18 protein-coding genes are annotated in these 20,888 nt (G+C 67.3%); 10 read left to right on the top strand and 8 right to left on the bottom strand.

Annotation, left to right across the window (positions count from 1 at the left end; translation table 11 throughout):
• The first annotated feature begins 11 nt into the window (after window positions 1-11).
• The 3 genes from dapE to cls all read left to right on the top strand — a co-directional run bounded on the left by dapE (window position 12) and on the right by cls (window position 3,784).
• Window positions 12-1,151 carry a succinyl-diaminopimelate desuccinylase gene (dapE, locus tag BFE01S_RS06030; protein WP_028224693.1) on the top strand — a complete coding sequence of 380 codons (1,140 nt, stop codon included), beginning with the start codon at window positions 12-14 and terminating at the stop codon, window positions 1,149-1,151.
• 24 nt (window positions 1,152-1,175) lie between these two features.
• On the top strand, window positions 1,176-2,072 hold the full coding sequence (prmB, locus tag BFE01S_RS06025; protein ID WP_028224692.1) for a 50S ribosomal protein L3 N(5)-glutamine methyltransferase: 897 nt from the start codon (window positions 1,176-1,178) through the stop codon (window positions 2,070-2,072).
• A gap of 272 nt (window positions 2,073-2,344) precedes the next feature.
• Complete coding sequence (gene cls, locus BFE01S_RS06020) at window positions 2,345-3,784, top strand: cardiolipin synthase (RefSeq protein ID WP_028224691.1); 1,440 nt, start codon at window positions 2,345-2,347, stop codon at window positions 3,782-3,784.
• Window positions 3,785-3,839: 55 nt separating this feature from the next.
• Here the strand turns inward: cls and BFE01S_RS06015 are convergent, their stop codons facing one another.
• Entirely contained in the window at window positions 3,840-4,322 is a 483-nt protein-coding gene (locus tag BFE01S_RS06015; RefSeq protein WP_028224690.1) for a glutathione peroxidase, read from the bottom strand.
• Window positions 4,323-4,452: 130 nt separating this feature from the next.
• Between BFE01S_RS06015 and BFE01S_RS06010 the strand changes: the two genes are divergently transcribed.
• Window positions 4,453-6,384: an ATP-binding cassette domain-containing protein gene (locus BFE01S_RS06010; protein WP_028224689.1), complete on the top strand. Its 1,932-nt coding sequence runs from the start codon at window positions 4,453-4,455 to the stop codon at window positions 6,382-6,384.
• A gap of 37 nt (window positions 6,385-6,421) precedes the next feature.
• Window positions 6,422-7,672, top strand: coding sequence for a CaiB/BaiF CoA transferase family protein (locus BFE01S_RS37645; RefSeq protein WP_245621040.1), 1,251 nt, complete (start codon window positions 6,422-6,424; stop codon window positions 7,670-7,672).
• A gap of 63 nt (window positions 7,673-7,735) precedes the next feature.
• Here BFE01S_RS37645 and BFE01S_RS06000 read toward each other — a convergent pair whose 3' ends face one another.
• The 3 genes from BFE01S_RS06000 to alr form a co-directional block, all read right to left on the bottom strand.
• On the bottom strand, window positions 7,736-7,984 hold the full coding sequence (locus BFE01S_RS06000) for a DUF2866 domain-containing protein (protein ID WP_042337274.1): 249 nt from the start codon (window positions 7,982-7,984) through the stop codon (window positions 7,736-7,738).
• Between the two features lie 148 nt (window positions 7,985-8,132).
• Window positions 8,133-9,509 (bottom strand): DNA repair protein RadA, encoded by a 1,377-nt coding sequence (gene radA, locus BFE01S_RS05995; protein WP_028224687.1) that lies wholly within the window; start codon window positions 9,507-9,509, stop codon window positions 8,133-8,135.
• A gap of 18 nt (window positions 9,510-9,527) precedes the next feature.
• Complete coding sequence (alr, locus tag BFE01S_RS05990; protein WP_028224686.1) at window positions 9,528-10,598, bottom strand: alanine racemase; 1,071 nt, start codon at window positions 10,596-10,598, stop codon at window positions 9,528-9,530.
• Between the two features lie 218 nt (window positions 10,599-10,816).
• Between alr and lplT the strand changes: the two genes are divergently transcribed.
• Together lplT and thiD are read left to right on the top strand one after the other, a co-directional pair.
• On the top strand, window positions 10,817-12,124 hold the full coding sequence (gene lplT, locus BFE01S_RS05985; RefSeq protein ID WP_028224685.1) for a lysophospholipid transporter LplT: 1,308 nt from the start codon (window positions 10,817-10,819) through the stop codon (window positions 12,122-12,124).
• 88 nt (window positions 12,125-12,212) lie between these two features.
• Window positions 12,213-13,019, top strand: coding sequence for a bifunctional hydroxymethylpyrimidine kinase/phosphomethylpyrimidine kinase (gene thiD, locus BFE01S_RS05980; protein ID WP_028224684.1), 807 nt, complete (start codon window positions 12,213-12,215; stop codon window positions 13,017-13,019).
• 34 nt (window positions 13,020-13,053) lie between these two features.
• Here the strand turns inward: thiD and BFE01S_RS05975 are convergent, their stop codons facing one another.
• The 4 genes from BFE01S_RS05975 to tsaB are packed head-to-tail and all read right to left on the bottom strand — an operon-like array spanning window position 13,054 to window position 16,427.
• The gene (locus tag BFE01S_RS05975) at window positions 13,054-14,121 is read right to left on the bottom strand and encodes a DUF1853 family protein (RefSeq protein WP_028224683.1); all 1,068 of its coding nucleotides are present in this window, start codon (window positions 14,119-14,121) and stop codon (window positions 13,054-13,056) included.
• Window positions 14,118-15,149, bottom strand: coding sequence for a uracil-DNA glycosylase (locus BFE01S_RS05970; RefSeq protein ID WP_028224682.1), 1,032 nt, complete (start codon window positions 15,147-15,149; stop codon window positions 14,118-14,120). The genes BFE01S_RS05975 and BFE01S_RS05970 overlap by 4 nt, the downstream gene beginning before the upstream one ends.
• Window positions 15,136-15,630 (bottom strand): ribosomal protein S18-alanine N-acetyltransferase, encoded by a 495-nt coding sequence (gene rimI / locus BFE01S_RS05965; protein WP_028224681.1) that lies wholly within the window; start codon window positions 15,628-15,630, stop codon window positions 15,136-15,138. Before rimI ends, BFE01S_RS05970 begins: the two co-directional genes overlap by 14 nt.
• Complete coding sequence (gene tsaB, locus BFE01S_RS37640; RefSeq protein WP_042337273.1) at window positions 15,627-16,427, bottom strand: tRNA (adenosine(37)-N6)-threonylcarbamoyltransferase complex dimerization subunit type 1 TsaB; 801 nt, start codon at window positions 16,425-16,427, stop codon at window positions 15,627-15,629. Before tsaB ends, rimI begins: the two co-directional genes overlap by 4 nt.
• A gap of 234 nt (window positions 16,428-16,661) precedes the next feature.
• On the opposite strand from tsaB, the gene BFE01S_RS05955 reads away from it, so the two are divergent.
• The 3 genes from BFE01S_RS05955 to aceA all read left to right on the top strand — a co-directional run bounded on the left by BFE01S_RS05955 (window position 16,662) and on the right by aceA (window position 20,821).
• On the top strand, window positions 16,662-16,931 hold the full coding sequence (locus tag BFE01S_RS05955) for an acyl-CoA-binding protein (RefSeq protein WP_028224680.1): 270 nt from the start codon (window positions 16,662-16,664) through the stop codon (window positions 16,929-16,931).
• A 451-nt stretch (window positions 16,932-17,382) separates the two neighbouring features.
• Complete coding sequence (locus BFE01S_RS05950) at window positions 17,383-19,074, top strand: DEAD/DEAH box helicase (protein WP_028224679.1); 1,692 nt, start codon at window positions 17,383-17,385, stop codon at window positions 19,072-19,074.
• A 439-nt stretch (window positions 19,075-19,513) separates the two neighbouring features.
• Window positions 19,514-20,821 (top strand): isocitrate lyase, encoded by a 1,308-nt coding sequence (gene aceA, locus BFE01S_RS05945; RefSeq protein WP_028224678.1) that lies wholly within the window; start codon window positions 19,514-19,516, stop codon window positions 20,819-20,821.
• The last annotated feature ends 67 nt before the right edge of the window (window positions 20,822-20,888 follow it).

Here is a 20,888-nt window from a genome sequence, read left to right as displayed (position 1 = left end):
GTGGCCCCTCCATGTCCGGTACTCTTGCCCTTACCGAAGCCCTGATCGCCCGCGCGTCCGTGACGCCCGACGACCAGCACTGCCAGCGCGTCATGACCGAACGCCTCGCGCCCCTCGGCTTCACCTGCGAGACGATCGAGTCGCACGGCGTGACGAACCTGTGGGCCGTGAAGCGCGGCGCCGCCGGCGCGAACGGTCCGCTGCTCGCGTTCGCGGGCCATACCGACGTGGTGCCGACCGGCCCCCTCGAACAGTGGAGTTCCCCGCCCTTCGAGCCGACGCATCGCGACGGCAAGCTCTACGGGCGCGGCGCCGCCGACATGAAAACCTCGCTCGCCGCGTTCGTCGTGGCCGCCGAGGAGTTCCTCGCGGCCCATCCGCAGCATCGCGGCGCCATCGCCTTTCTCATCACGAGCGACGAAGAGGGTCCCGCTACCGACGGCACCGTGAAAGTCGTCGAAGCGCTCAAGGCGCGCGGCGAAAAGCTCGACTACTGTATCGTCGGCGAGCCGACCTCGACCCACGTGCTCGGCGACTGCGTGAAAAACGGCCGCCGCGGCTCGATGTCGGGCAAGCTGATCGTCAAGGGCGTGCAGGGGCATATCGCCTATCCGCATCTCGCGAAGAACCCCGTGCATCTGCTGGCGCCCGCACTCGCCGAACTCGTCGCCGAGAAATGGGACGACGGCAACGAATACTTCCCGCCCACCACCTGGCAGGTCTCGAACCTGCACAGCGGCACCGGTGCGAGCAACGTGATTCCCGGCCACGTCGAGGTGCAGTTCAACTTCCGCTTCTCGACCGCGAGCACGGTGGACGGTCTGCAGCAGCGCGTGCATGCGATCCTCGACAAGCACGGCCTCGAATACGACCTGCACTGGAGCGTGAGCGGCCTGCCGTTCCTCACGCCGCGCGGCGACCTGTCGAATGCGCTGGAAAAGGCGATCCTCGACGAGACCGGCGTCACGACCGACCTCTCGACGACGGGCGGCACCTCCGACGGCCGCTTCATCGCACGCATCTGCCCGCAGGTGGTGGAGTTCGGGCCGCCCAACGGCAGCATCCACAAGATCGATGAGCATATCGAAGTAAAGTACGTCGAACCGCTCAAGAACGTGTACCGCCGCGTGCTCGAACAACTGATCGCCTGAAACCGCCCGCCGGAGTCTTACGCCATGACGCACCCGCTCTCATCGACCTTCTCCACCGTGCGCGACCTGCTGCGCTACGCGGTGACGCGCTTCACCGGCGCCCAGCTCGCCTTCGGCCACGGCTCTTCCAACGCCTACGACGAAGCGGCCTATCTGATCCTGCATACGCTGCATCTGCCGCTCGACCTGCTCGATCCGTTCCTCGACGCGCGCCTCGCGACCGACGAAGTCGACACCGTGCTCGCGGTGATCGAGCGCCGCGCGCGCGAGCGCGTGCCCGCCGCCTACATCACGAACGAAGCGTGGATGCACGGTCTGCGCTTCTACGTGGACGAGCGCGTGATCGTGCCGCGCTCGTTCATCGGCGAGCTGCTGGCAGACGGCCTGCAGCCTTATGTCGAGGACCCCGAAGAGGTGGGCGCGGTGCTCGAACTGTGCACCGGCTCGGCCAGCCTCGCGATCCTCGCCGCGCATGCGTTCCCGAACGCCGATATCGACGCCGTCGATCTCTCGGCGCCCGCGCTCGAAGTCGCGCAGCGCAACGTGCGCGAGCACGGGCTCGACGAGCGCATTGCGCTCTTCGAAGGCGACCTGTACGCACCGCTGCCCGAGCGCCGCTACGACGTGATCATCACGAATCCGCCCTACGTGAACGCCGATTCGATGCAGGCGCTGCCGCCCGAATATCGCCACGAGCCCGAAATGGCGCTGGCCGGCGGCGCGGACGGGATGGACATCGTGCGCCGCATCATTTCGGACGCACGCAACTGGCTGACCGACCAGGGCGTGCTCGTGGTCGAGATCGGCAACGAACGGGCCAACGTGGAAGCGGCGTTCGGCGGCCTCGACCTCGTCTGGCTCTCCACGAGCGCCGGCGACGACCAGGTGTTCCTGATCCAGGCGGCCGACCTGCCGGTTTGAGGTTGGACTGAAGCTGGAATGAAGTTGGCCTGATATCGGCTTCATGCCGGCCGGAAGCCGGCATGAAGCTCTTCGACGCCTGCGACGCACGACAACGCGGCCCCCGGGGCCGCGCGCCGGGTGTCGAACAGCAACGGCGCCCGGCCGGCCGCCGATACGCCTCGAACACAGGGCCAGTCCGATAGCCTCCACCCGCGCGGGTTCGGTAAGATGGGCGTTTCCCGGCTCTCGCGTCACCGCGCTTTCCGGCCTCAGGAGCGTCCCGCGCCACTATGCATTTCGACTGGCTACATCTTGGCACCCTGCTCGCGATCATCCATCTGTTCGGACTCGCCGCGGCCTGTCACGCCATCATGAACACGCGCACCTCGCAAGGTGCGATCGCGTGGGCGGTCTCGCTCGCGACGATGCCTTATCTCACGCTGATCCCGTATCTGTTCCTCGGCCGCAGCAAGTTCGAGGGCTACGTCGATGCACGGCGGCTGCGCAACGAAAACCTGCGCGAGCGCGCGCACGCGCCGGAATGGGACAAACAGGTCTCGGCGGGCGAATGGGCGGCTGAAGAGCTGGGCGCGCGCGTAATCCGCACGATGGCGCAACTGGGCGGCATGCCGCTCGTGCCGGGCAATTCGGTACGCACGCTCGTCAACGGCGAAACCACCTTCGGCGCGATCTTCGACGCCATCGAAGAAGCGAAGCACTACGTGCTGGTGCAGTTCTTCATCGTGCACGACGACGCCCTCGGCGACATGCTCAAGGACGCGCTGCTCCAGTGCGCGGCGCGCGGCGTGCGCGCCTTCTTCCTGTACGACAGCATCGGCAGCTTCGACCTGCCCGCGAGCTACGTGCACGAACTGCGCGCGGGCGGCGTGGTGGTGCATCCGTTCTCGACCAGGCGCCACTTCGTCAACCGCTTCCAGCTCAACTTCCGCAATCACCGCAAGATCGTCGTCGTGGACGGCGAGCGCGCCTTCGTGGGCGGCCACAACGTGGGCGTGGAATATCTCGGCGCGAAGCCGCCGCTTTCGCCGTGGCGCGACACGCACATCGAAGTGCGCGGCCCAGCGGTAGCCAACATCCAGTTCGTCTTCACCGAAGACTGGTACTGGGCCACCCAGGAGCTGCCCGGCTGCGAGCCGCCGGCGCTCGCACCGCGTCACGACGACATGTTCTGCCTCGTGATGCCGACCGGCCCCGCCGACCGCCAGGAAACCTGCTCGCTCTTCTTCGTCGAAGCGATCAACGCCGCGCGGCGGCGCCTCTGGATCACCACGCCCTACCTCGTGCCCGACGAAGCGGTCTTCTCGGCGCTGCGGCTTGCCGTGCTGCGCGGCGTGGACGTTCGCATCATGATTCCGAGCCGCCGCGACCACTACGTGGTGTTCGAGGCTTCGACACTCTATGCCTACGACGCGATGCGCGCGGGCATCCGCATCTTCCGCTACAAGCCGGGCTTCCTGCATCAGAAGGTCGTCCTGATCGACGACGTGGCCGCCGCCATCGGCAGCGCGAATCTGGACAACCGCTCGTTCCGCCTGAACTTCGAGATCATGGTGCTCACGGTGCATCGCGGCTTCGCCGCCGAAGTCGAGACGATGCTGCTGCGCGACTTCGAGGAGACCTTCGAGATCGACCGCAGCGAATACCGCAATGCACCGGCCTGGCGCAAGATCACGATGCATCTGGCGCGCCTCTTCGCGCCGATACTCTAGCCGCACGCCGATAGTGGCTTCATGGCGGCGCCTGGCCGCTCCCGCGTCCGGCTTTCTAAAGCAGCTTCTGGATATCGGGCGCAATCGCCTCGGGCTTCGTGACCGGCGCGTAGCGCTTCACCACGTTGCCGTTGCGATCCACCAGAAACTTCGTGAAGTTCCACTTGACGGACTCGAGGCCGAGCAGGCCCGGCGCCTCGCTCGTCAGCCAGCGGTAAAGCGGATGCGCGCCGGCGCCGTTCACGTCGATCTTGTCGAACATCGGAAACGTCACGCCGTAGTTCTTTTCGCAAAAGCTGCCGATCTGCGCCGCCTCGCCCGGCTCCTGCTTGCCGAACTGGTTGCATGGAAAACCCAGTACCGCGAGCCCGCGCGCGGCGTATTCGTCGTAGAGCTTCTGCAGCCCCGCGTACTGCGGCGTGAATCCGCATTCGCTCGCCGTATTCACGATGAGCAGGACCTTGCCCGCGTAGCTTTCGAGGCTCACCGGCGCGCCGCCGCCCAGCGGTTCGGCAGAAAACGAATAGATCGAAGGCATCTGTGGTGGTCTCCCGTGGCAAAGCGCCAGTCTACGTGAGAAAACCGGCGCAACGCACCTGGCCGAACGGTCGATGCCGCCCGCGGGGCCGCACAGTTAAAATAGCGCTTTCTCCCCTGCTGGCGCTGCTGTGATCCGCTTCAATCAATTCAGTCTTGCCCGCGGCACCAAGCCGCTTTTCGACCAGACCTCGTTCACGCTGAACCCCGGCGAAAAGGCTGGCCTCGTCGGCGCGAACGGCGCGGGCAAATCCACGCTGTTCTCCGTGCTGCGCGGCGAACTCCATGCGGACGCGGGCGACTTCTCGCTGCCGCCGTCCTGGCGCATCGCGCACGTCGCGCAGGAAACGCCGGCGGTCGATCGCAGCGCGCTCGACTACACGCTCGACGGCGACGCCGCGCTGCGCGAGATCGAAGCGCGCATCGCCGCCGCCTCGGCCGCGCACGACGGTGCCGCCGAAGCCGAGGCTCACGCCGCCTTTGCCGACGCCAACGGCTACACGGCCCCGGCACGCGCCGAAGCCCTGCTGCTCGGCCTGGGCTTCACGCTCGAACAAACGCGCGCGCCGGTCGCGAGCTTCTCGGGCGGCTGGCGCATGCGCCTGAACCTCGCCCAGGCGCTGATGTGCCGCTCCGACCTGCTGCTGCTCGACGAACCCACGAACCACCTCGACCTCGACGCCATCGTCTGGCTCGAAGACTGGCTGCATCGCTATCCGGGCACGCTCGTCGTGATCTCGCACGACCGCGAATTCCTCGATTCGGTCTGCAACGTCACGCTGCATCTGGAGAACCAGCAGGTCAAACGGTACGGCGGCAACTACTCGCAGTTCGAAATCCTGCGCGCGCAACAACTGGCCCTCCAGCAGAGTGCCTACGAGAAGCAGCAGAAGACGGTCGCGCACCTGCAAAGCTTCATCGACCGCTTCAAGGCGAAGGCCACCAAGGCGCGCCAGGCGCAAAGCCGCGTGAAGGCGCTGGAGAGGATGGAGTTGATCGCGCCCGCGCATGCGAGCTCGCCGTTCACGTTCGAATTCCGCGTCCCCGATTCGGCGCCGAACCCCATGCTCGTGATGGAAGACGTGCGCTGCGGCTACCGCGCCGAAGACGGCAGCGAAACGCCCATCGTCGAGCGGGTTGCGCTCTCGATCCAGAACGGCCAGCGCATCGGCCTGCTGGGCGCCAACGGTCAGGGCAAATCCACGCTGATCAAGACGCTCGCCAACACGCTCGCGCCGCTCTCGGGCGAACTGCGCACGGGCAAGGGGCTGCAGATCGGCTATTTCGCGCAGCACCAGCTCGAAACCTTGCGCCCCGACGACTCGCCGCTGCAGCATCTTGCGCGCCTCGCGCCGGATACGCGCGAGCAGGAACTGCGCGACTTCCTCGGCGGCTTCAACTTCCCGGGCGAGATGGCGACGGCGCCCATCGCGCCGTTCTCGGGCGGCGAAAAAGCCCGGCTCGCGCTGGCGCTCATCATCTGGCAGAAACCGAACCTGCTGCTGCTCGACGAACCGACCAACCACCTCGACCTCGAAACCCGCCATGCGCTCACCATGGCGCTTGCGCAGTTCGAAGGCACGCTGATCCTCGTGTCGCACGACCGGCACCTGTTGCGCGCGACCACGGACCAGTTCATGCTGGTTGCGAAGCACCGGCTGCAGCCGTTCGACGGCGATCTGGACGACTACCGCGACTGGCTCCTCCAGCACGCCGCGGAGCAGCGCGCGGCGCTCAAGCAGGACAGCGCGGGCGCCGGCGCAGCGGACGCGGGCATCAACCGCAAGGAGCAGCGCCGCCAGGAAGCGGAAACGCGCCAGAAGCTCGCGCACCTGAAAAAGCCGCTGCAGGCGAAGATCAGCAAGATCGAGAAGGAAATGGACACGCTCAATGCCGAAAAAGGAACGCTGGATACGTTCGTTGCCGATCCCGCCAGCTACGAGCCCGAGCAGAAAACCCGCCTGACCGAGGCGATCCGCCGCCAGGCCGAAGTGCAGTCGCGACTCGAAACGCTGGAAGCCGAATGGCTCGATGCGCACGAGGAACTGGAGCAGATCGGTTAGCCGCGCCGCACGCGCTGCGCCCGTCAAGGAGAGATGAGTGTCGTCACCCGCCGCACTGCAGGGCCTACGCGTTCTTGATCTGACCATGCTGCTGCCCGGCCCGGTCGCCACGCTGCGACTCGCCGAAATGGGCGCGGACGTGCTGAAGATCGAGCCGCCCGGCACCGGCGACGCCGCCCGCATGATGATGCAGAGCGCCGCCGACGAAGTCGCCGCACGGCCCGGCGCGTTCTACCGCCTCGTCAATCGCGGCAAGCGCGAAACGCGGCTCGATCTGAAGTCCGAAGGCGGGCGCGCCGTGCTGCTCGCGCTCGCCCGCGACGCGGACGTGCTCGTGGAAAGCTTCCGGCCGGGCGTGATGGACCGGCTGGGCGTGGGCTACGAGGCGCTGCGCGCGATCAATCCCAAACTCGTGTACTGCGCGATCAGCGGCTATGGCGCAGACAGCCCGTTTGCCGAGCGGGCCGGCCACGATCTCAACTACATCGGCTATGCGGGCGTGCTCGACCAACTGGCCGGACGCGACGGCGCGCCCGTGCTGCCCAACTTCCAGATTGCGGACCTGCTGGGCGGCGCGCTGACGGCCGTCACGCAGATCCTCGCCGCGCTATGGCAAGTCGGGCGCGGCGGCGAGGGACGCTTCATCGATATCTCGATGGCCCACGCGAGCTATGCGAACAACGTGGTCGCCCAGGTGGCGCTCGCCAACGACGACGCGGCCGCCCTTCAGCCCGGCGGCGGCCTCCTCAACGGCGGGGTGCCCTGCTACAACCTCTACCGCACCCAGGACGGGCGATGGCTTGCGGTGGGCGCGCTCGAACTGAAATTCTGGCAGGCGCTGTGCCGCGCGCTCGGGCGCGAAGACTGGATGGAGCGGCACTGGAGCCTCGGCCAGGCGATCGGCGGCGCGGACGCGGTGACACTCGCGCGCGAACTCGCGGCCATTATCGAAGCGGAGCCGCTGCAAACGTGGATCGACCGGCTCGAACCCATCGACTGCTGCGCCACGCCGGTTCTCACGCCTGGCGAGGCAGCAAGGCATCCGCTCTTCAACCCCGAGGTACTCCAGCAGAGTCTGGCCGCGAGCGCCGCTGCGCGCCAGGCAGCGCTCAAGCCGCAGCCAGGCATGGGTACGGGCATGCAAAGACCCGGCGGCGCAGCCGGCCCGCAAGCCCGCACAGCGGGCACAGCGGGCACAGCGGGCACAGCGGGAGCAGGCGGTACACCGGGCGCACCTGGCAGCTCCCCCGACGGCAACAAGCCCTTCACCTACGGTCCCTGGGGCTGATCGGGCAACGCGCCCCGGCGGCCCCGCAAATGAAAATGGGCGCCCGGTGCGCCCATTTTTTCGCTAACGCCGCGGCAAGGTTTGCCGTGGCGAGCGCTCATCGTCGTAAAGCACGTGTTTGCGGCCTTCCACGTGGTGCGCGATGGTGCTGCGCACCTGCGCAGCGGTAACGTTTCCGGCCACCACACGGCGCGATATGCGCCCATCGCTGTCGATCCACTCGACGATGCGGCAACTGCTGCCCCAAGGTTGCACGAGCGGCTCGGAAACCCGGCAGCCGCGTACGACGATCGAACGATCGCCGGCGGACATATCAGTCTGTCTCAAGACGCCATCCTTTCCGCTGGACGCGGGTTGAACATGCGGCCAAGGATAGGCAAATCGCAAATCGACCAGGTTACAGTGTGTACCAGGGTTGTTACTAATCATTACGCGCCAGTTCACGCGAGATGACCCGGCTTCACTCCAGCGTGCGGACCTTGTCGATGGCTTCTTCGATGCGCTCGACGGCGACCACCGTGAGTCCTTCCACGGGTTGTTTGGGCGCATTCGCACGCGGAATCAGCGCGCACGAGAACCCCAGCTTCGCCGCTTCCTTCAGACGTTCCTGCCCGCGCGGCGAGGGTCGGATCTCGCCGGCAAGGCCGACTTCCCCGAAAACGATCAGACCCTTCGGCAACGGCTTGTTACGCATCGACGAATGGATTGCGAGCAGCACGGCGAGGTCGGCGGCCGGTTCGGTGATCTTCACGCCGCCGACGGCGTTGAGGAACACGTCCTGATCGAAGCAGGCGATGCCCGCGTGCCGGTGCAGGACGGCCAGCAGCAGCGCCAGCCGGTTCTGCTCGAGACCCACCGCGAGGCGCCGCGGGTTGGGCACCTGAGCGGTATCCACCAGCGCCTGCACTTCCACGAGGAGCGGCCGCGAGCCCTCCTGGGTCACGAGCACGCACGAGCCCGGCACGCTCTGCTCGTGCTGCGAGAGAAAGAGCGCCGACGGATTGGCCACGCCGCGCAGCCCGCGCTCGGTCATGGCGAACACGCCGAGCTCGTTCACGGCGCCAAAGCGGTTCTTGAACGCGCGCACGAGGCGGAACGACGAATGCGTGTCGCCCTCGAAGTACAGCACGGTATCGACGATATGCTCCAGCACGCGCGGGCCCGCGAGATTGCCCTCCTTCGTCACGTGCCCGACCATGATGATCGCCGTGCCCAACTGCTTAGCGATGCGCGTGAGCTGCGCCGCGCACTCGCGCACCTGGGCGACGGAACCGGGCGCCGAGGTCAGCGCCTCGGAATAGATGGTCTGGATCGAGTCGATCACGGCGACATCGGGTCTTTCGGCCTCGATGGTCGCCTGGATCTTTTCGAGCTGGATTTCGGCCAGCAGTTGCAGCTCGCTCGCCTTCGAGCCGGGATCGAGCAGCGCAAGGCGTTGCGCCCGCAAGGCAATCTGCGCCGCCGACTCCTCGCCGCTCACATAGAGCGCACGGCGCTCGGCCGCGATCTGCGCGAGCGATTGCAGGAGCAGCGTCGATTTGCCGATGCCCGGATCGCCGCCGATCAGCACCACGCCGCCCGCCACGAGGCCGCCGCCCAGCACGCGATCGAACTCGCCGACACCGGTGGTGAAACGCGGCACGTCGGAGGCTTCGATGTCGGCGAGGCGCCGCACCGGCGCACTCTTCGCGAGCGACTGGAAGCGGTGTCCGCCCGCCGGTTCGGCGAGGCTTTCCACGAGCGTGTTCCAGGCGCCGCAGGCGGGGCACTGCCCCTGCCACTTGGGTGCCTGGCCGCCGCATTCGGTACACGTATACAGCGTCTTGACCTTTGCCATGTTGCGCGTGGCCACCGCTTATTCCGCCCGCACCGGCACGCGCGGCGCCACTGCGCACATCAGCTCGTAGCCGATCGTGCCGCACGCCTCGGCCACGTCGTCGATCGGCAGGTTGGTTCCCCAGAGCTCGACGCGCGCGCCCACGCCCGCGCCCGCCACCGGCGTCAGATCGACGGTGAGCATGTCCATCGACACGCGGCCGACCACGCGGGTACGCACGCCCTCCACGAACACGGGCGTGCCCTCGGGAGCGATGCGCGGATAGCCGTCCGCGTACCCGCACGCCACCACGCCGATGCGCATGGGCTTGCGCGCCGTAAAGGTCGAGCCGTAGCCGACGGTTTGCCCTTCCGCGATGTTCTGCGTGCCGATGAGTTCGGAGGCGAGCGTCATGGCGGGCTGCAGGCCCACGCCGTCGATCGCCGACGCCGCACCCGAGGGCGAAGCGCCATACAGGATGATGCCGGGCCGCACCCAGTCGAAATGCGAGGCCGGGTGCCAGAGCGTGGCCGCCGAATTCGCGAGGCTGCGCGTGCCGGCAATGCCTTGCGCGCCGCGTTCGAACGCGGCCATCTGCTCGCCGACGCCGCGCGGCGTGTCGGCGTCGGCGAAGTGCGTCATCAGCGTGATCTGGCCGATGCCGGGGCAGGCGCGCGCCCGCTCCCAGGCGGCGCGGTACTTCTCGGGCGTATAGCCGAGCCGGTTCATGCCGCTGTTCATTTTCAGCTGGATATTGACCGGCTTCGAAAGACGCGCCATTTCCAGCATGCGCATCTGCTCGTCGGAATGCACGACCGTGGTGAGGCTGTAGCGGTCGATCACGTCAATGTCGGTGGGCCGGAAAAAGCCCTCCAGCAGCAGGATCGGTCCGGCCCAGCCGAGCTCGCGCAGCTTCACCGCTTCTTCGAGATCCAGCAGCCCGAAACCGTCCGTGGCGCGCAGGCCCGGAAACGCCCGGGCAAGCCCGTGGCCGTAGGCGTTGGCCTTGACCACGGCCCAGATTTTGGACTTCGGCGCGTATCGGCGGACGACTGCGAGATTGTTGGCGAGAGCGGCGGTATGAATCGTGGCGGAGAGGGGGCGAGGCATGGGAGATTTTCGTAAAGGCGCTTTCGAATCAGGAGCTTACAGTGCGTTTTCAGCCCCCGGAAGGCCGGCCCGCAGGGCGGTCAAGGAATCTGCTAGTCCGAATGCAGCTATTTTCATGATATAAAGCCCTGCGCACAACCCATTTCGAACGTAATAAGCCCGGATGCCTCCCACCCGTCCGGGGCGGACGGACCGCAGCGAGGACAGCATCGCATCAGATGAAAAAAGGCTTTTACACCATCATGGCCGCGCAGTTTTTTTCGTCGTTGGCCGACAATGCGCTCCTGATCGCTGCAATTGCACTGCTGAAAGACCTCCAGGCTCCGAACTGGATGACGCCGCTGCTCAAGCTGTTCTTCGTTCTGTCCTATGTCGTTCTGGCCGCCTTCGTCGGCGCCTTTGCCGATTCCCGCCCCAAGGGCCGCGTCATGTTCATCACGAACACGATCAAGGTCCTGGGCTGCGGCCTCATGCTGTTCGGCACGCATCCCCTGTTCGCCTATGGCGTGGTCGGTTTCGGCGCCGCGGCCTACTCGCCGGCCAAATACGGCATTCTGACCGAGCTGCTGCCGCCTGAGCGCCTCGTCGCCGCGAATGGCTGGATCGAAGGCACGACAGTCGGCTCGATTATCCTCGGCACCGTTTTAGGCGGCGCGCTCATCAGCCCGCACATCGCCTCGCATGTGATCCGCCACACCCCCGCCTCGATCCACACCCCCGCCGAAGCTGCGATGCTCGTCATCATGGGCATCTATGTCGTCGCCGCCCTCTTCAATCTGCGCATTCCCGACACCGGCGCCCGCTACCCGCGCCAGGAGCGCGGCCCCATCCGTCTCATCACCGATTTCGCCGACTGCTTCCAGACGCTCTGGCACGACAAGCTCGGCCAGATTTCGCTCGCGGTCACGACGCTCTTCTGGGGCGCCGGCGCCACGCTGCAGTTCATCGTGCTCAAGTGGGCCGAAGTGTCGCTCGGCATGTCGCTTTCGGAAGGCGCCATCCTGCAGGCCGTGGTCGCCGTGGGCGTGGCTGCGGGCGCGGTTATCGCCGCCGCGCGCATACCGCTCAAGAAGTCGCTCTCGGTGCTGCCGGTGGGCATCATCATGGGTCTCGCGGTGATGCTGATGGCGTTCTATACGCGCAATCTCTTTCCGCCGCATTGGGGCCTGCGCCTCGGCCATATGCACGTGCCGGGCTACCTCCTCCTGGCCTATGTCTTCCTGATGGTGGTGGGCGCCCTCTCGGGCTTTTTCGTCGTGCCGATGAACGCGCTCCTCCAGCACCGCGGCCACGTGCTGCTTTCGGCCGGCCACTCCATCGCCGTGCAGAACTTCAACGAGAATCTCTCGGTGCTCGTGATGCTGTGCCTCTATGCGGTGCTCGTCTGGCTCGACGTGCCGGTGACCATCGTGATCGTGCTGTTCGGCACGTTCGTGTGCCTCATGATGTGGCTCGTGATGCGCCGCCATCAGGCCAATCAGCGCGCGTTCGACTCCGTCGCGCTGATCGGCGAAAATCACCACTGATCCCACTCCAGTCGCCGTTTCGTCACACCTGGCCTTGTACACGGCGCCCGACCCGCCGGGCGCGCGCCCTTTCGCCTTTCACGCTGCCATGACCTCATCGATTTCCAACGTCCTCACGATCGCCGGCTCCGATTCGGGCGGCGGCGCGGGCATCCAGGCCGACCTGAAAGCGTTCTCGGCGCTGGGCGCCTATGGCGCGAGCGTGATCACCGCGCTCACCGCGCAGAACACGCGCGGCGTCACGGCGATCCATGCGCCCGATCCGGCATTCGTCACGGCGCAGCTCGACGCCGTGTTCGAGGACATCCGCATCGACGCCGTGAAGATCGGCATGCTCGCCAATGCGCCCATCGTGCGCGCCGTCGCCGATGCGCTGCGCCGCCACCGGCCGGCGCGCATCGTGCTCGACACGGTCATGATCTCGAAGAGCAACCACGCGCTGCTCGCGCCCGAAGCCGTGGCGGCGCTGCGCGACGAATTGCTGCCGCTCGCCGGCGTCGTCACGCCCAACCTGCCCGAAGCGGCGGCGCTGCTCGGCGTCGCACCCGCCGGCGACGAGGCCGCGATGCTCGAGCAAGGCGAAGCGCTGCGGGCGCTCGGCGTGCAGGCGGTGCTCATGAAGGGCGGCCACCTGGGGGGCGCCGAGAGCCCCGACTGGCTCATCGAGGCCGGCGGCACGCTGCGCCTTGGCGGCGCGCGCGTGCCGGTCACGAACACGCACGGCACCGGCTGCACGCTGTCCTCCGCCATCGCGGCGCTCTGGCCGCAGCGCGCGAACCTCGCCGACGCCGTGGCGGATGCCAAGCAGTACCTCACCGGCGCGCTGCAAGCGAGCGAGCGCCTGGATGTCGGCCACGGCGTGGGGCCGGTGCATCATTTCCATCGCTGGTGGTGAGCGGCTGGGTGCGCCCGGCGCCCCGTTCGATACGCTAGTCGCGCGCGAAAGCCTGGGCGCGTGCGGGCCAGTCGTCGGGAACGATGAAGCCACGCGATCGTTCAAGATAGCCGCCCGCTCCATCTGAGACGAAAGCCGCGACCACGACGGGCTCGTCAGGACGCGGCAAGCGCTCAAGCAGGGCGCGGGAATCGACCGGAGCGGCCACGGCTGCGCGATAACCCGTACCGGCCTCCCTCGCCTCTGCCTCCCTTTCCATCGGCGCCGATTCCCCTCCGGCGAGCCGACGCGGCGCCAGCCACGCAAGACGCGGCAGCACGCTCCAGCCGGACGCCCCGTGGTGCGCCGCGAACGCGGGCCAGTCTGCCTGCGTCACCCACCAGCCGCGCCCGTGGTCCGGTGCCAGTTCGGGCGGCTCGGGCGGTTTGCCCTGCCCGCTTTGCGCGAGCGCCCCGGCCTGATAGAACAGCCAGCCCTTGACGAACATCTGCGGGAGCCACGGCCCCGCATGGCCGAGCGCCAGAAACTCCTCGCGCTCGCCAAGCCGCAACTGATGATTGAGCAGATGCGCGCGCTTGCGGTCAAAGCGGTCGCGCAGATTGGGGCCGACGAAGTCCGCCAGCCGCCCCTGGGCGCCACCCGCGTGCAGATAGCACTTCACCGCGAGCTCCCAGTGCAGGCGCCGCCCGTCGGATACTTCGACGAGAAAGTCGCATTCGCCGAGCGTCACGCCGGCCCGCCGCAATGGCACGTTGGCCGCGACGAGCCGCCCCGCCGGACCGTGTTCGAGAAACCAGGCGAGCAAGCGTTCGGCATAGCGTCCGAGCCGCCGCGGACGGCCGGAATCGAGCACTTCATGCAGACGCGCCGGATCGCGGTCAAGTTCGCGAAGCCACTGCGTGGTAGCGTGCAGCTCGCCAGTCGTGGCCCACGGCGTGGCAAGCGGCGCGAGCGGCGGCTGCGCGCGCAGCAGGGAAGGACTCGCGAGCAGCCACGCGAGATCGCGCACGGCCGGATCGGTCAGCCCGTCGAGACTGCCGGGCGTGCATGACGCCCCTGACGTCCATAAACCGGCGTCGTCCGCGGGCGGCGCAGCGCTCACTGGCCGCCACCGGCCGCGCGCAAGGTATCGCGCGCGAGACAGAGGTCTGCCCACGCCTTCGACTTGTCCTGCAGACTGCGCAGCAGATAGGCAGGGTGGTACGTCACAATCACCGGCACCCCCTCGTACTCGTGCACACGACCCCGCATCGAAGCGATGCTGCCGTCGGACTTCAGCAGGCTTTGCGCGGCGAAGCGCCCCATCGCGACGATGATCTTCGGCTTGACGAGCGCCACCTGGCGCTTGAGGTAGGGCTCGCAGCGCGCGACTTCGTCCGGTTCGGGATTACGGTTGCCGGGCGGCCGGCACTTGAGCACGTTCGCGATATAGACGTTCTCGACGCGCGAGAGCGTCAGCGCGCGCAGCATGTTGTCGAGCAACTTGCCCGCCTGACCGACGAAGGGCTCGCCCTGGCGGTCTTCGTTTTCGCCCGGCGCTTCGCCGATCACCATCCAGTCGGCCTCGCGGTCGCCCACGCCGAATACGGTGTTGGTGCGCTTTTCGCACAGGCGGCAGCGTGTGCAGCTCGCGACGCGTTCGGCGAGCGCGTCCCAGTCGAGCGTTGCCACGTCGTTGCGGGGCTCGGCCGGAGCAGCCGCGATTTCCGGCGCACCGGCGGAGGCGGACGAAACGGCGTCGAACCAGGCGAAGTCGTCTTCGGCGAGCGGCGGCGGTTCGTCGGGTGCGGATGGCGTGCGGCCGGTGTCCGCTTGTGCGGACTGGGCAGCCAGTGCGGGCAGCGTGACGCCAGCATCATCCCCAGCCGGCGACGGGACAGCATCTTTAGCCGAAGTCGAAACCGGGAGATCGTCGCTCGCGGCGCGCGCCACCGGACGCGTAACAGGCGCCGGAGTGGCCGCCTCCGCGCGATCGCGCTCAACCGCGGGGCTGCTGGACGTATCAGGCACAGCCGCCTCGCGCGCCGCTACGGCAGGCGCCGTCTCTACGCCCGCCAGGGCCTGCGTACCCCGGCTCACCCAGCGCGGCGCGAGTCCCAGTTCTTCCAGCGCGAGTTCATCGAGCGCCATTGGCGGCCTCCTCTGCAAAAGAAAAACGCATCACAATCGCGTCTTCGCGCGTGTGATGCCGGGCCGGATAGTAGTTCTTGCGGCGCCCGATCGTCACGAAGCCAAATTGCTCATAAAGGCGTATCGCCCGGTGGTTGGTCGGCCGCACTTCGAGCAGCAGCCCCTCAAGCCGTTGCGCGTGGGCGACGCGCACGGCTTCGCGCAGCAAGGCGAGCCCCGCCCCCACCCCTTGCGCGGCGGGCGCCACGCACAGATTCAGCAGGTGCATTTCGTCCACCACGGGCATCAGCACGCAATAACCGATCAGCGTGCCCGTCACGTGGCGCATGCAGATGCCGTAGTAGCCGTTGCGCAGCGAGTCTTCGAAATTGCCGCGCGACCACGGAAATTCGTAGGCGGTTTTTTCGACGACGGCGACCTCGTCGAGGTCGCTCTCGGTCATCGGCGACAGATAGCGGTCGGTCATCAGCACGCCGCTCATCGACGCTCCCCGCCGGCTGCGTCGCCCCCCGCCCCGCCGCCCGCCGCAGCCTTCGCCGCCAGCCGCTCGGCCGTGGTCTGCGCGACCTTGTTGCGTACGTACTCGGGCGCGGCCTCGTCGGCGCGCAGCGTGCGGCCCGCGCGGAACGCTCGCAGCGCGGCGTGCGCGAGCGGCAGCGCATGCGGCAGCGCCTCTGCATCGATCGAGCGGGCCGTTGCCGCTGCCGCGAGGCGCGCGCCGAACGCGGCAGCCGCATTGCCCGCCAGCGTGAAGGGGCCGGCCGGCGCCGCGATCTGCTCCGGTGCATCGAGTGCGGCCGGATGCACCGTGCGCCAGTCGCTGGCCGCCGCGTCCCATGCGTATTCGGCCCAGTAGGCCTCGTCCATGCGCGCGTCGAGCGCCGCGAGCACGCGCGTCGCGGCGGGGTCGCGCAGCCGCGCGCTCTCGGCGCAAACGAGCAGCGTGCCCACGGGCACCACCGGAATATCGAGCCCGAACGCGAGCCCCTGCGCCGCGCCGGTTGCCGTGCGCAGCCCCGTGAAAGAGCCCGGGCCCGAGCCGAACGCGATCGCCTGGCAGTCGGCGAGCGCGAGTCCGGCTTCGTCGAACAGTTCGCCGATCGCCGGCAAGAGCCGCGTGCTGGACACGGCGCCGGTGGCTTCGTGGCGCACCCACACGGCCACTTCGTCGTACGGTTGGGAGTCGGGGGCGCCGCCGCCGGAAGCGACGGCACGCAGCAGCGCGACCGAGCAGAATTCGGTCGAGGTATCGAGGGCAAGCAGCACGGTGTCGGTCATGACCGCTATTGTAATGCGGCGCCTCCTCTCCTCCCATGCCGGGCACGGTCCGTGCAAGCCGCATCGCCTGCGCCGTGCACTTCGCGCCGCTCCCTCCCGTTCCCGCCCGCTCTGGAGGAATCGCTCCAGCCGCAGGCCGGAGTGCGCTGCTACCATCGGCGCTCGGTTTCCGAGATGTGGTTTCCGAGGCAGTTCCCGACGCAGTTCCCGACGCAACCAGTGGAGGAAAAAACAATGAGCGACATCAACGCCCAGTTCGAACAAGCCCAAACCGATGTGCAGCAACTCGCCGAGCGCCCCGGCAACCTGACGCTGCTGCGCCTCTACGCCCTCTTCAAGCAGGCGACCGAAGGCGACGTGCACGGCGACAAGCCGGGCTTCACCGATATCGTCGGCAAGTACAAGTACGACGCCTGGGCAGCACTGCAGGGCACGGCGCAGGACACTGCCAGGACGCAGTACGTCGAGCTGGTCGAGTCGCTCAAGAGCGGCGCGGCAAGCTGAAGACCTCACGGCCCGGGCGCGCCTTTGCACCGGGCCGCCGGCAGCGCTGCCGCGGCGCCGGAAACGAGGGAAAGCGGCCCCAAACCCGGCCAGATCCCGCCGTGAAATGAATCTGACATACAGTTCTGGCGCAGCGCAACAAATTGCGCTACAATACGCGCTGCGCTTGTGGTCTGCGCCCCTCAGCCCTGCTGAGCCGGGTCGGCCAGGCGCCTCGCAGCGTTAAGCTCCAATCCAGTTTAGAACCTGTCCCCTCCTGCCTTGGCCCTCCGGGCCGTCATGTATCAGGCTGGCGGCAAAGCCAATTCCGGTGCGCCGCATCCGAAACAGCTTCTAACGAAAATCCGCCGCTGTGGCGGGTTGCCCCCGTTTTTCGATTTGTTCGCAAAATCCGACGACTTGGGTATGCCGATTGGCGCCGACGTTCTATTTCCTGTTTCCAAGGATTTTCATGACTTCGAGCATTACCCAAAGCCCCCTCGACGCGATCGCCAACGAAGCACTCGGTCTCGATGCCGCACCTGACGCACCCGCGCAGGACACCGGCACGCCCGAGGGCCCGTCGTTCGAGTCGCTCGGCCTGTCGCCGGAGATCGTCTCCGCGCTGACGGCTGCGGGCTACAAGGCGCCCACGCCGGTGCAGCAACGCGCCATCCCCGCGGCCATCGCCGGCCGCGACCTCCTCGTTTCCAGCCCGACCGGTTCGGGCAAGACCGCCGCCTTCATGCTGCCCGCGATCGAGCGCTTCGCGCAGATCCAGAAGACGCAAGCCGCGCAGCCGCGCGAACCGCGTCCGCAGGGTCAGCAAGCGGCTCAGGGCGACCGTCGCCAGCGCCGTCCGCAACCGGTCGCACGCCCGGGCCTCCTCGTCCTCACGCCGACGCGCGAACTCGCCATGCAGGTGACCACCGCCGCGTCGACCTACGGCAAGCACCTGCGCCGCCTGCGCACGGTCAGCATCCTCGGCGGCGTGGCCTACGGCCAGCAGCTGATGCTGCTCGCCAAGAACCCCGAGATCCTGGTTGCCACGCCGGGCCGTCTGCTCGATCACCTCGAGCGCGGCCGCATCGACCTCTCGGAACTCAAGATGCTCGTGCTCGACGAAGCCGACCGCATGCTGGACATGGGCTTCATCGACGACATCGAAACCATCGTCGCCGCCACGCCCGAGTCGCGCCAGACCATGCTGTTCTCGGCCACGCTCGACGGCAAGATCGCTTCGATCACCGGGCGCCTGCTGAAGGATCCGGAGCGTATCGAGATCACGCGCAAGATCGAGGCGAACTCGAACATCGCGCAGACCGTGCATTACGTGGATGACCGCGACCACAAGGATCGCCTGCTCGACCACCTGCTGCGCGACGAGAGCCTCGACCAGGCCGTGGTGTTCACGGCCACCAAGATGGACGCCGACCAGCTGGCCGGCAAGCTGGCGGACGCGGGCTTCGAAACCGCCGCGCTGCACGGCGACCTGCCGCAAGGCGCGCGCAACCGCACGATCCGTGCGCTGCGCGAGCGCCGCGTGCGCGTGCTGGTTGCGACCGACGTCGCGGCGCGCGGCATCGACATCCCCGGCATCACGCACGTGTTCAACTACGACCTGCCGAAGTTCGCCGAAGACTACGTGCACCGTATCGGCCGTACCGGCCGTGCGGGCCGCTCGGGTACCGCCGTGAGCCTCGTGCACCACGCGGAGCAAGGCGCGCTCAAGCGCATCGAGCGCTTCGTGCGCTCGCCGCTGCCGGTCAACGTCGTCGAAGGCTTCGAGCCGCGCAAGGCACCGCCCGCGAATCGTGGCTTCGGCGGCCGCGGCCGTCCGGGCGGCGGCAACGGCGGCGGCAACGGCCGGCGCTTTGGCAACGGCGGCGGCAAGCCGGGTGGCTACGGCAACCGCAGTGGTAACGGCGGTAGCGGTGGCAATGGCGGCAACGGCTACCAGGGCAAGCCGGAAGGCGCGCGCAGCGGCTACGGCGGCCAGTCGCGTGACGGCGGCTACGGTTCGCGCGAGGGCTACGGCGCCTCGCGCGGCGAAGGCGGCAACCGCGGCGGCTACGGCCAGCCGCGCGGCGACGGTTACGGCCGTTCGCGCGAAGGCTTCGGCGCGCGCCGCAACGACGGCCCGCGCGTACGTCGCGAAGGCTGATCGCGGCCCGCGACCGGGTGTGCGCAGTGCGCGCACCCGGTTAGCATTCGCTGCAAGACACGAAAGACCGGTGCATCGTCGCCGGTCTTTTTTTGTTTCCGCGCGCATTTCACGATATGAAAAATTTTTTTGCTTCGTAAAAAATCGTGCTGCGTGGCACAACAGTCCCTATTGCAATAGGGAAAACGGCGTTTCTCATCATGAGATAAATATCACAACTAATTGATTTTTATACGTTAAAAATCACACAAAAAGACGCTTGGACGCCTGTCCCGCCTAAATCGATTTGCCTAGACTCTTATATAAGACTTCGCGAAACGAAACGCCCCGTAGCAGGCCCGGCATGCCCGAGGCGCTCGTCGCAGCGAAGTCATCGACTTTCGGCGGTTCTACCAGGTTCTATCAGGTTCTACCAATCAGGCAAGCGAAGGAGCACATCATGTCGACGCGTCAGGAACAGGCAAGGCAACTCCAACAGCAATGGGAAACCGATCCGCGCTGGAAAGGCATCAAGCGCAACTACACGGCTGAAGACGTGGTGCGCCTGCGCGGCTCGATCCAGCCCGAACACACGCTCGCGAAGCACGGCGCGGAAAAGCTCTGGAAGGGCGTGAACACCGAGCCGTTCATCAACGCACTCGGCGCGCTCACGGGCAACCAGGCCATGCAGCAGGTGAAGGCGGGTCTCAAGGCGATCTATCTGTCGGGCTGGCAGGTGGCGGGCGACGCCAACCTGGCGGGCGAAATGTACCCCGACCAGTCGCTCTACCCGGCCAACTCGGTGCCGCAGGTGGTCAAGCGCATCAACAACACGCTCACGCGCGCCGACCAGATCCAGTGGTCCGAAGGCAAGAACCCGGGCGACGAAGGCTACGTGGACTTCTTCCAGCCGATCGTGGCGGATGCCGAAGCCGGCTTCGGCGGCGTGCTCAACGCGTTCGAGCTGATGAAGGCAATGATCGAGGCGGGCGCCGCCGGCGTGCACTTCGAAGACCAGCTCGCTTCGGTGAAGAAGTGCGGCCACATGGGCGGCAAGGTGCTCGTGCCGACGCGCGAGAACGTCGCGAAGCTGACGGCCGCGCGTCTGGCCGCCGACGTCTGCGGCGTGCCGACCGTGCTGCTCGCGCGCACCGACGCCGAAGCCGCCGACCTCGTGACCTCGGACATCGACGACAACGACCGTCCGTTCCTCACGGGCGAGCGCACGGTGGAAGGCTTCTTCCGCACGCGCAACGGCCTCGAGCAGTCGATCTCGCGCGGTCTCGCCTACGCGCCGTACGCCGACATGATCTGGTGCGAAACCGGCAAGCCGGATCTGGAGTTCGCGAAGAAGTTCGCCGAAGCGATCCACAAGGAATTCCCGGGCAAGCTGCTCTCGTACAACTGCTCGCCGTCGTTCAACTGGAAGAAGAACCTGGACGACGCGACGATCGCCAGGTTCCAGCGCGAGCTGGGCGCGATGGGCTACAAGTTCCAGTTCATCACGCTCGCGGGCTTCCACTCGCTCAACTACTCGATGTTCAACCTCGCGCACGGCTATGCGCGCCAGAACATGAGCGCGTTCGTCGAGCTGCAGCAGGCCGAGTTCGCCGCGGCGGAAAAGGGCTTCACCGCCGTCAAGCACCAGCGCGAAGTGGGCACCGGCTACTTCGACGCCGTCACGCAGACGGTCGAGCGCGAAGCGTCGACGACCGCCCTGCACGGTTCGACCGAAGACGAACAGTTCTTCGACAAGAAGGTGGCGTAAGACCACCCGCAGCATCGGCGCCGCCGGACGGCGCCGCGGCCGGTATGCGCGTCCCTGGCGGGGTTCG

This window comes from Paraburkholderia ferrariae NBRC 106233 (assembly GCF_000685035.1).
Classification (GTDB): domain Bacteria; phylum Pseudomonadota; class Gammaproteobacteria; order Burkholderiales; family Burkholderiaceae; genus Paraburkholderia; species Paraburkholderia ferrariae.
Note: the sequence above shows the minus strand (reverse complement) of the source record. Positions and strands in the feature narration are given on the sequence as shown.

Excerpts from the sequence above, each read along its gene's own strand:
- dapE (WP_028224693.1), top strand. The coding sequence starts at position 12 with ATGTCCGGTACTCTTGCCCTTACCGAAGCCCTGATCGCCCGCGCGTCC.
- alr (WP_028224686.1), bottom strand. The coding sequence starts at position 10,598 with ATGCCTCGCCCCCTCTCCGCCACGATTCATACCGCCGCTCTCGCCAAC.
- BFE01S_RS05950 (WP_028224679.1), top strand. The coding sequence starts at position 17,383 with ATGACTTCGAGCATTACCCAAAGCCCCCTCGACGCGATCGCCAACGAA.
- aceA (WP_028224678.1), top strand. The coding sequence starts at position 19,514 with ATGTCGACGCGTCAGGAACAGGCAAGGCAACTCCAACAGCAATGGGAA.
- radA (WP_028224687.1), bottom strand. The coding sequence starts at position 9,509 with ATGGCAAAGGTCAAGACGCTGTATACGTGTACCGAATGCGGCGGCCAG.
- lplT (WP_028224685.1), top strand. The coding sequence starts at position 10,817 with ATGAAAAAAGGCTTTTACACCATCATGGCCGCGCAGTTTTTTTCGTCG.
- BFE01S_RS05970 (WP_028224682.1), bottom strand. The coding sequence starts at position 15,149 with ATGGCGCTCGATGAACTCGCGCTGGAAGAACTGGGACTCGCGCCGCGC.
- prmB (WP_028224692.1), top strand. The coding sequence starts at position 1,176 with ATGACGCACCCGCTCTCATCGACCTTCTCCACCGTGCGCGACCTGCTG.
- rimI (WP_028224681.1), bottom strand. The coding sequence starts at position 15,630 with ATGAGCGGCGTGCTGATGACCGACCGCTATCTGTCGCCGATGACCGAG.
- tsaB (WP_042337273.1), bottom strand. The coding sequence starts at position 16,427 with ATGACCGACACCGTGCTGCTTGCCCTCGATACCTCGACCGAATTCTGC.
- cls (WP_028224691.1), top strand. The coding sequence starts at position 2,345 with ATGCATTTCGACTGGCTACATCTTGGCACCCTGCTCGCGATCATCCAT.
- BFE01S_RS05955 (WP_028224680.1), top strand. The coding sequence starts at position 16,662 with ATGAGCGACATCAACGCCCAGTTCGAACAAGCCCAAACCGATGTGCAG.
- BFE01S_RS06000 (WP_042337274.1), bottom strand. The coding sequence starts at position 7,984 with ATGTCCGCCGGCGATCGTTCGATCGTCGTACGCGGCTGCCGGGTTTCC.
- BFE01S_RS06015 (WP_028224690.1), bottom strand. The coding sequence starts at position 4,322 with ATGCCTTCGATCTATTCGTTTTCTGCCGAACCGCTGGGCGGCGGCGCG.
- thiD (WP_028224684.1), top strand. The coding sequence starts at position 12,213 with ATGACCTCATCGATTTCCAACGTCCTCACGATCGCCGGCTCCGATTCG.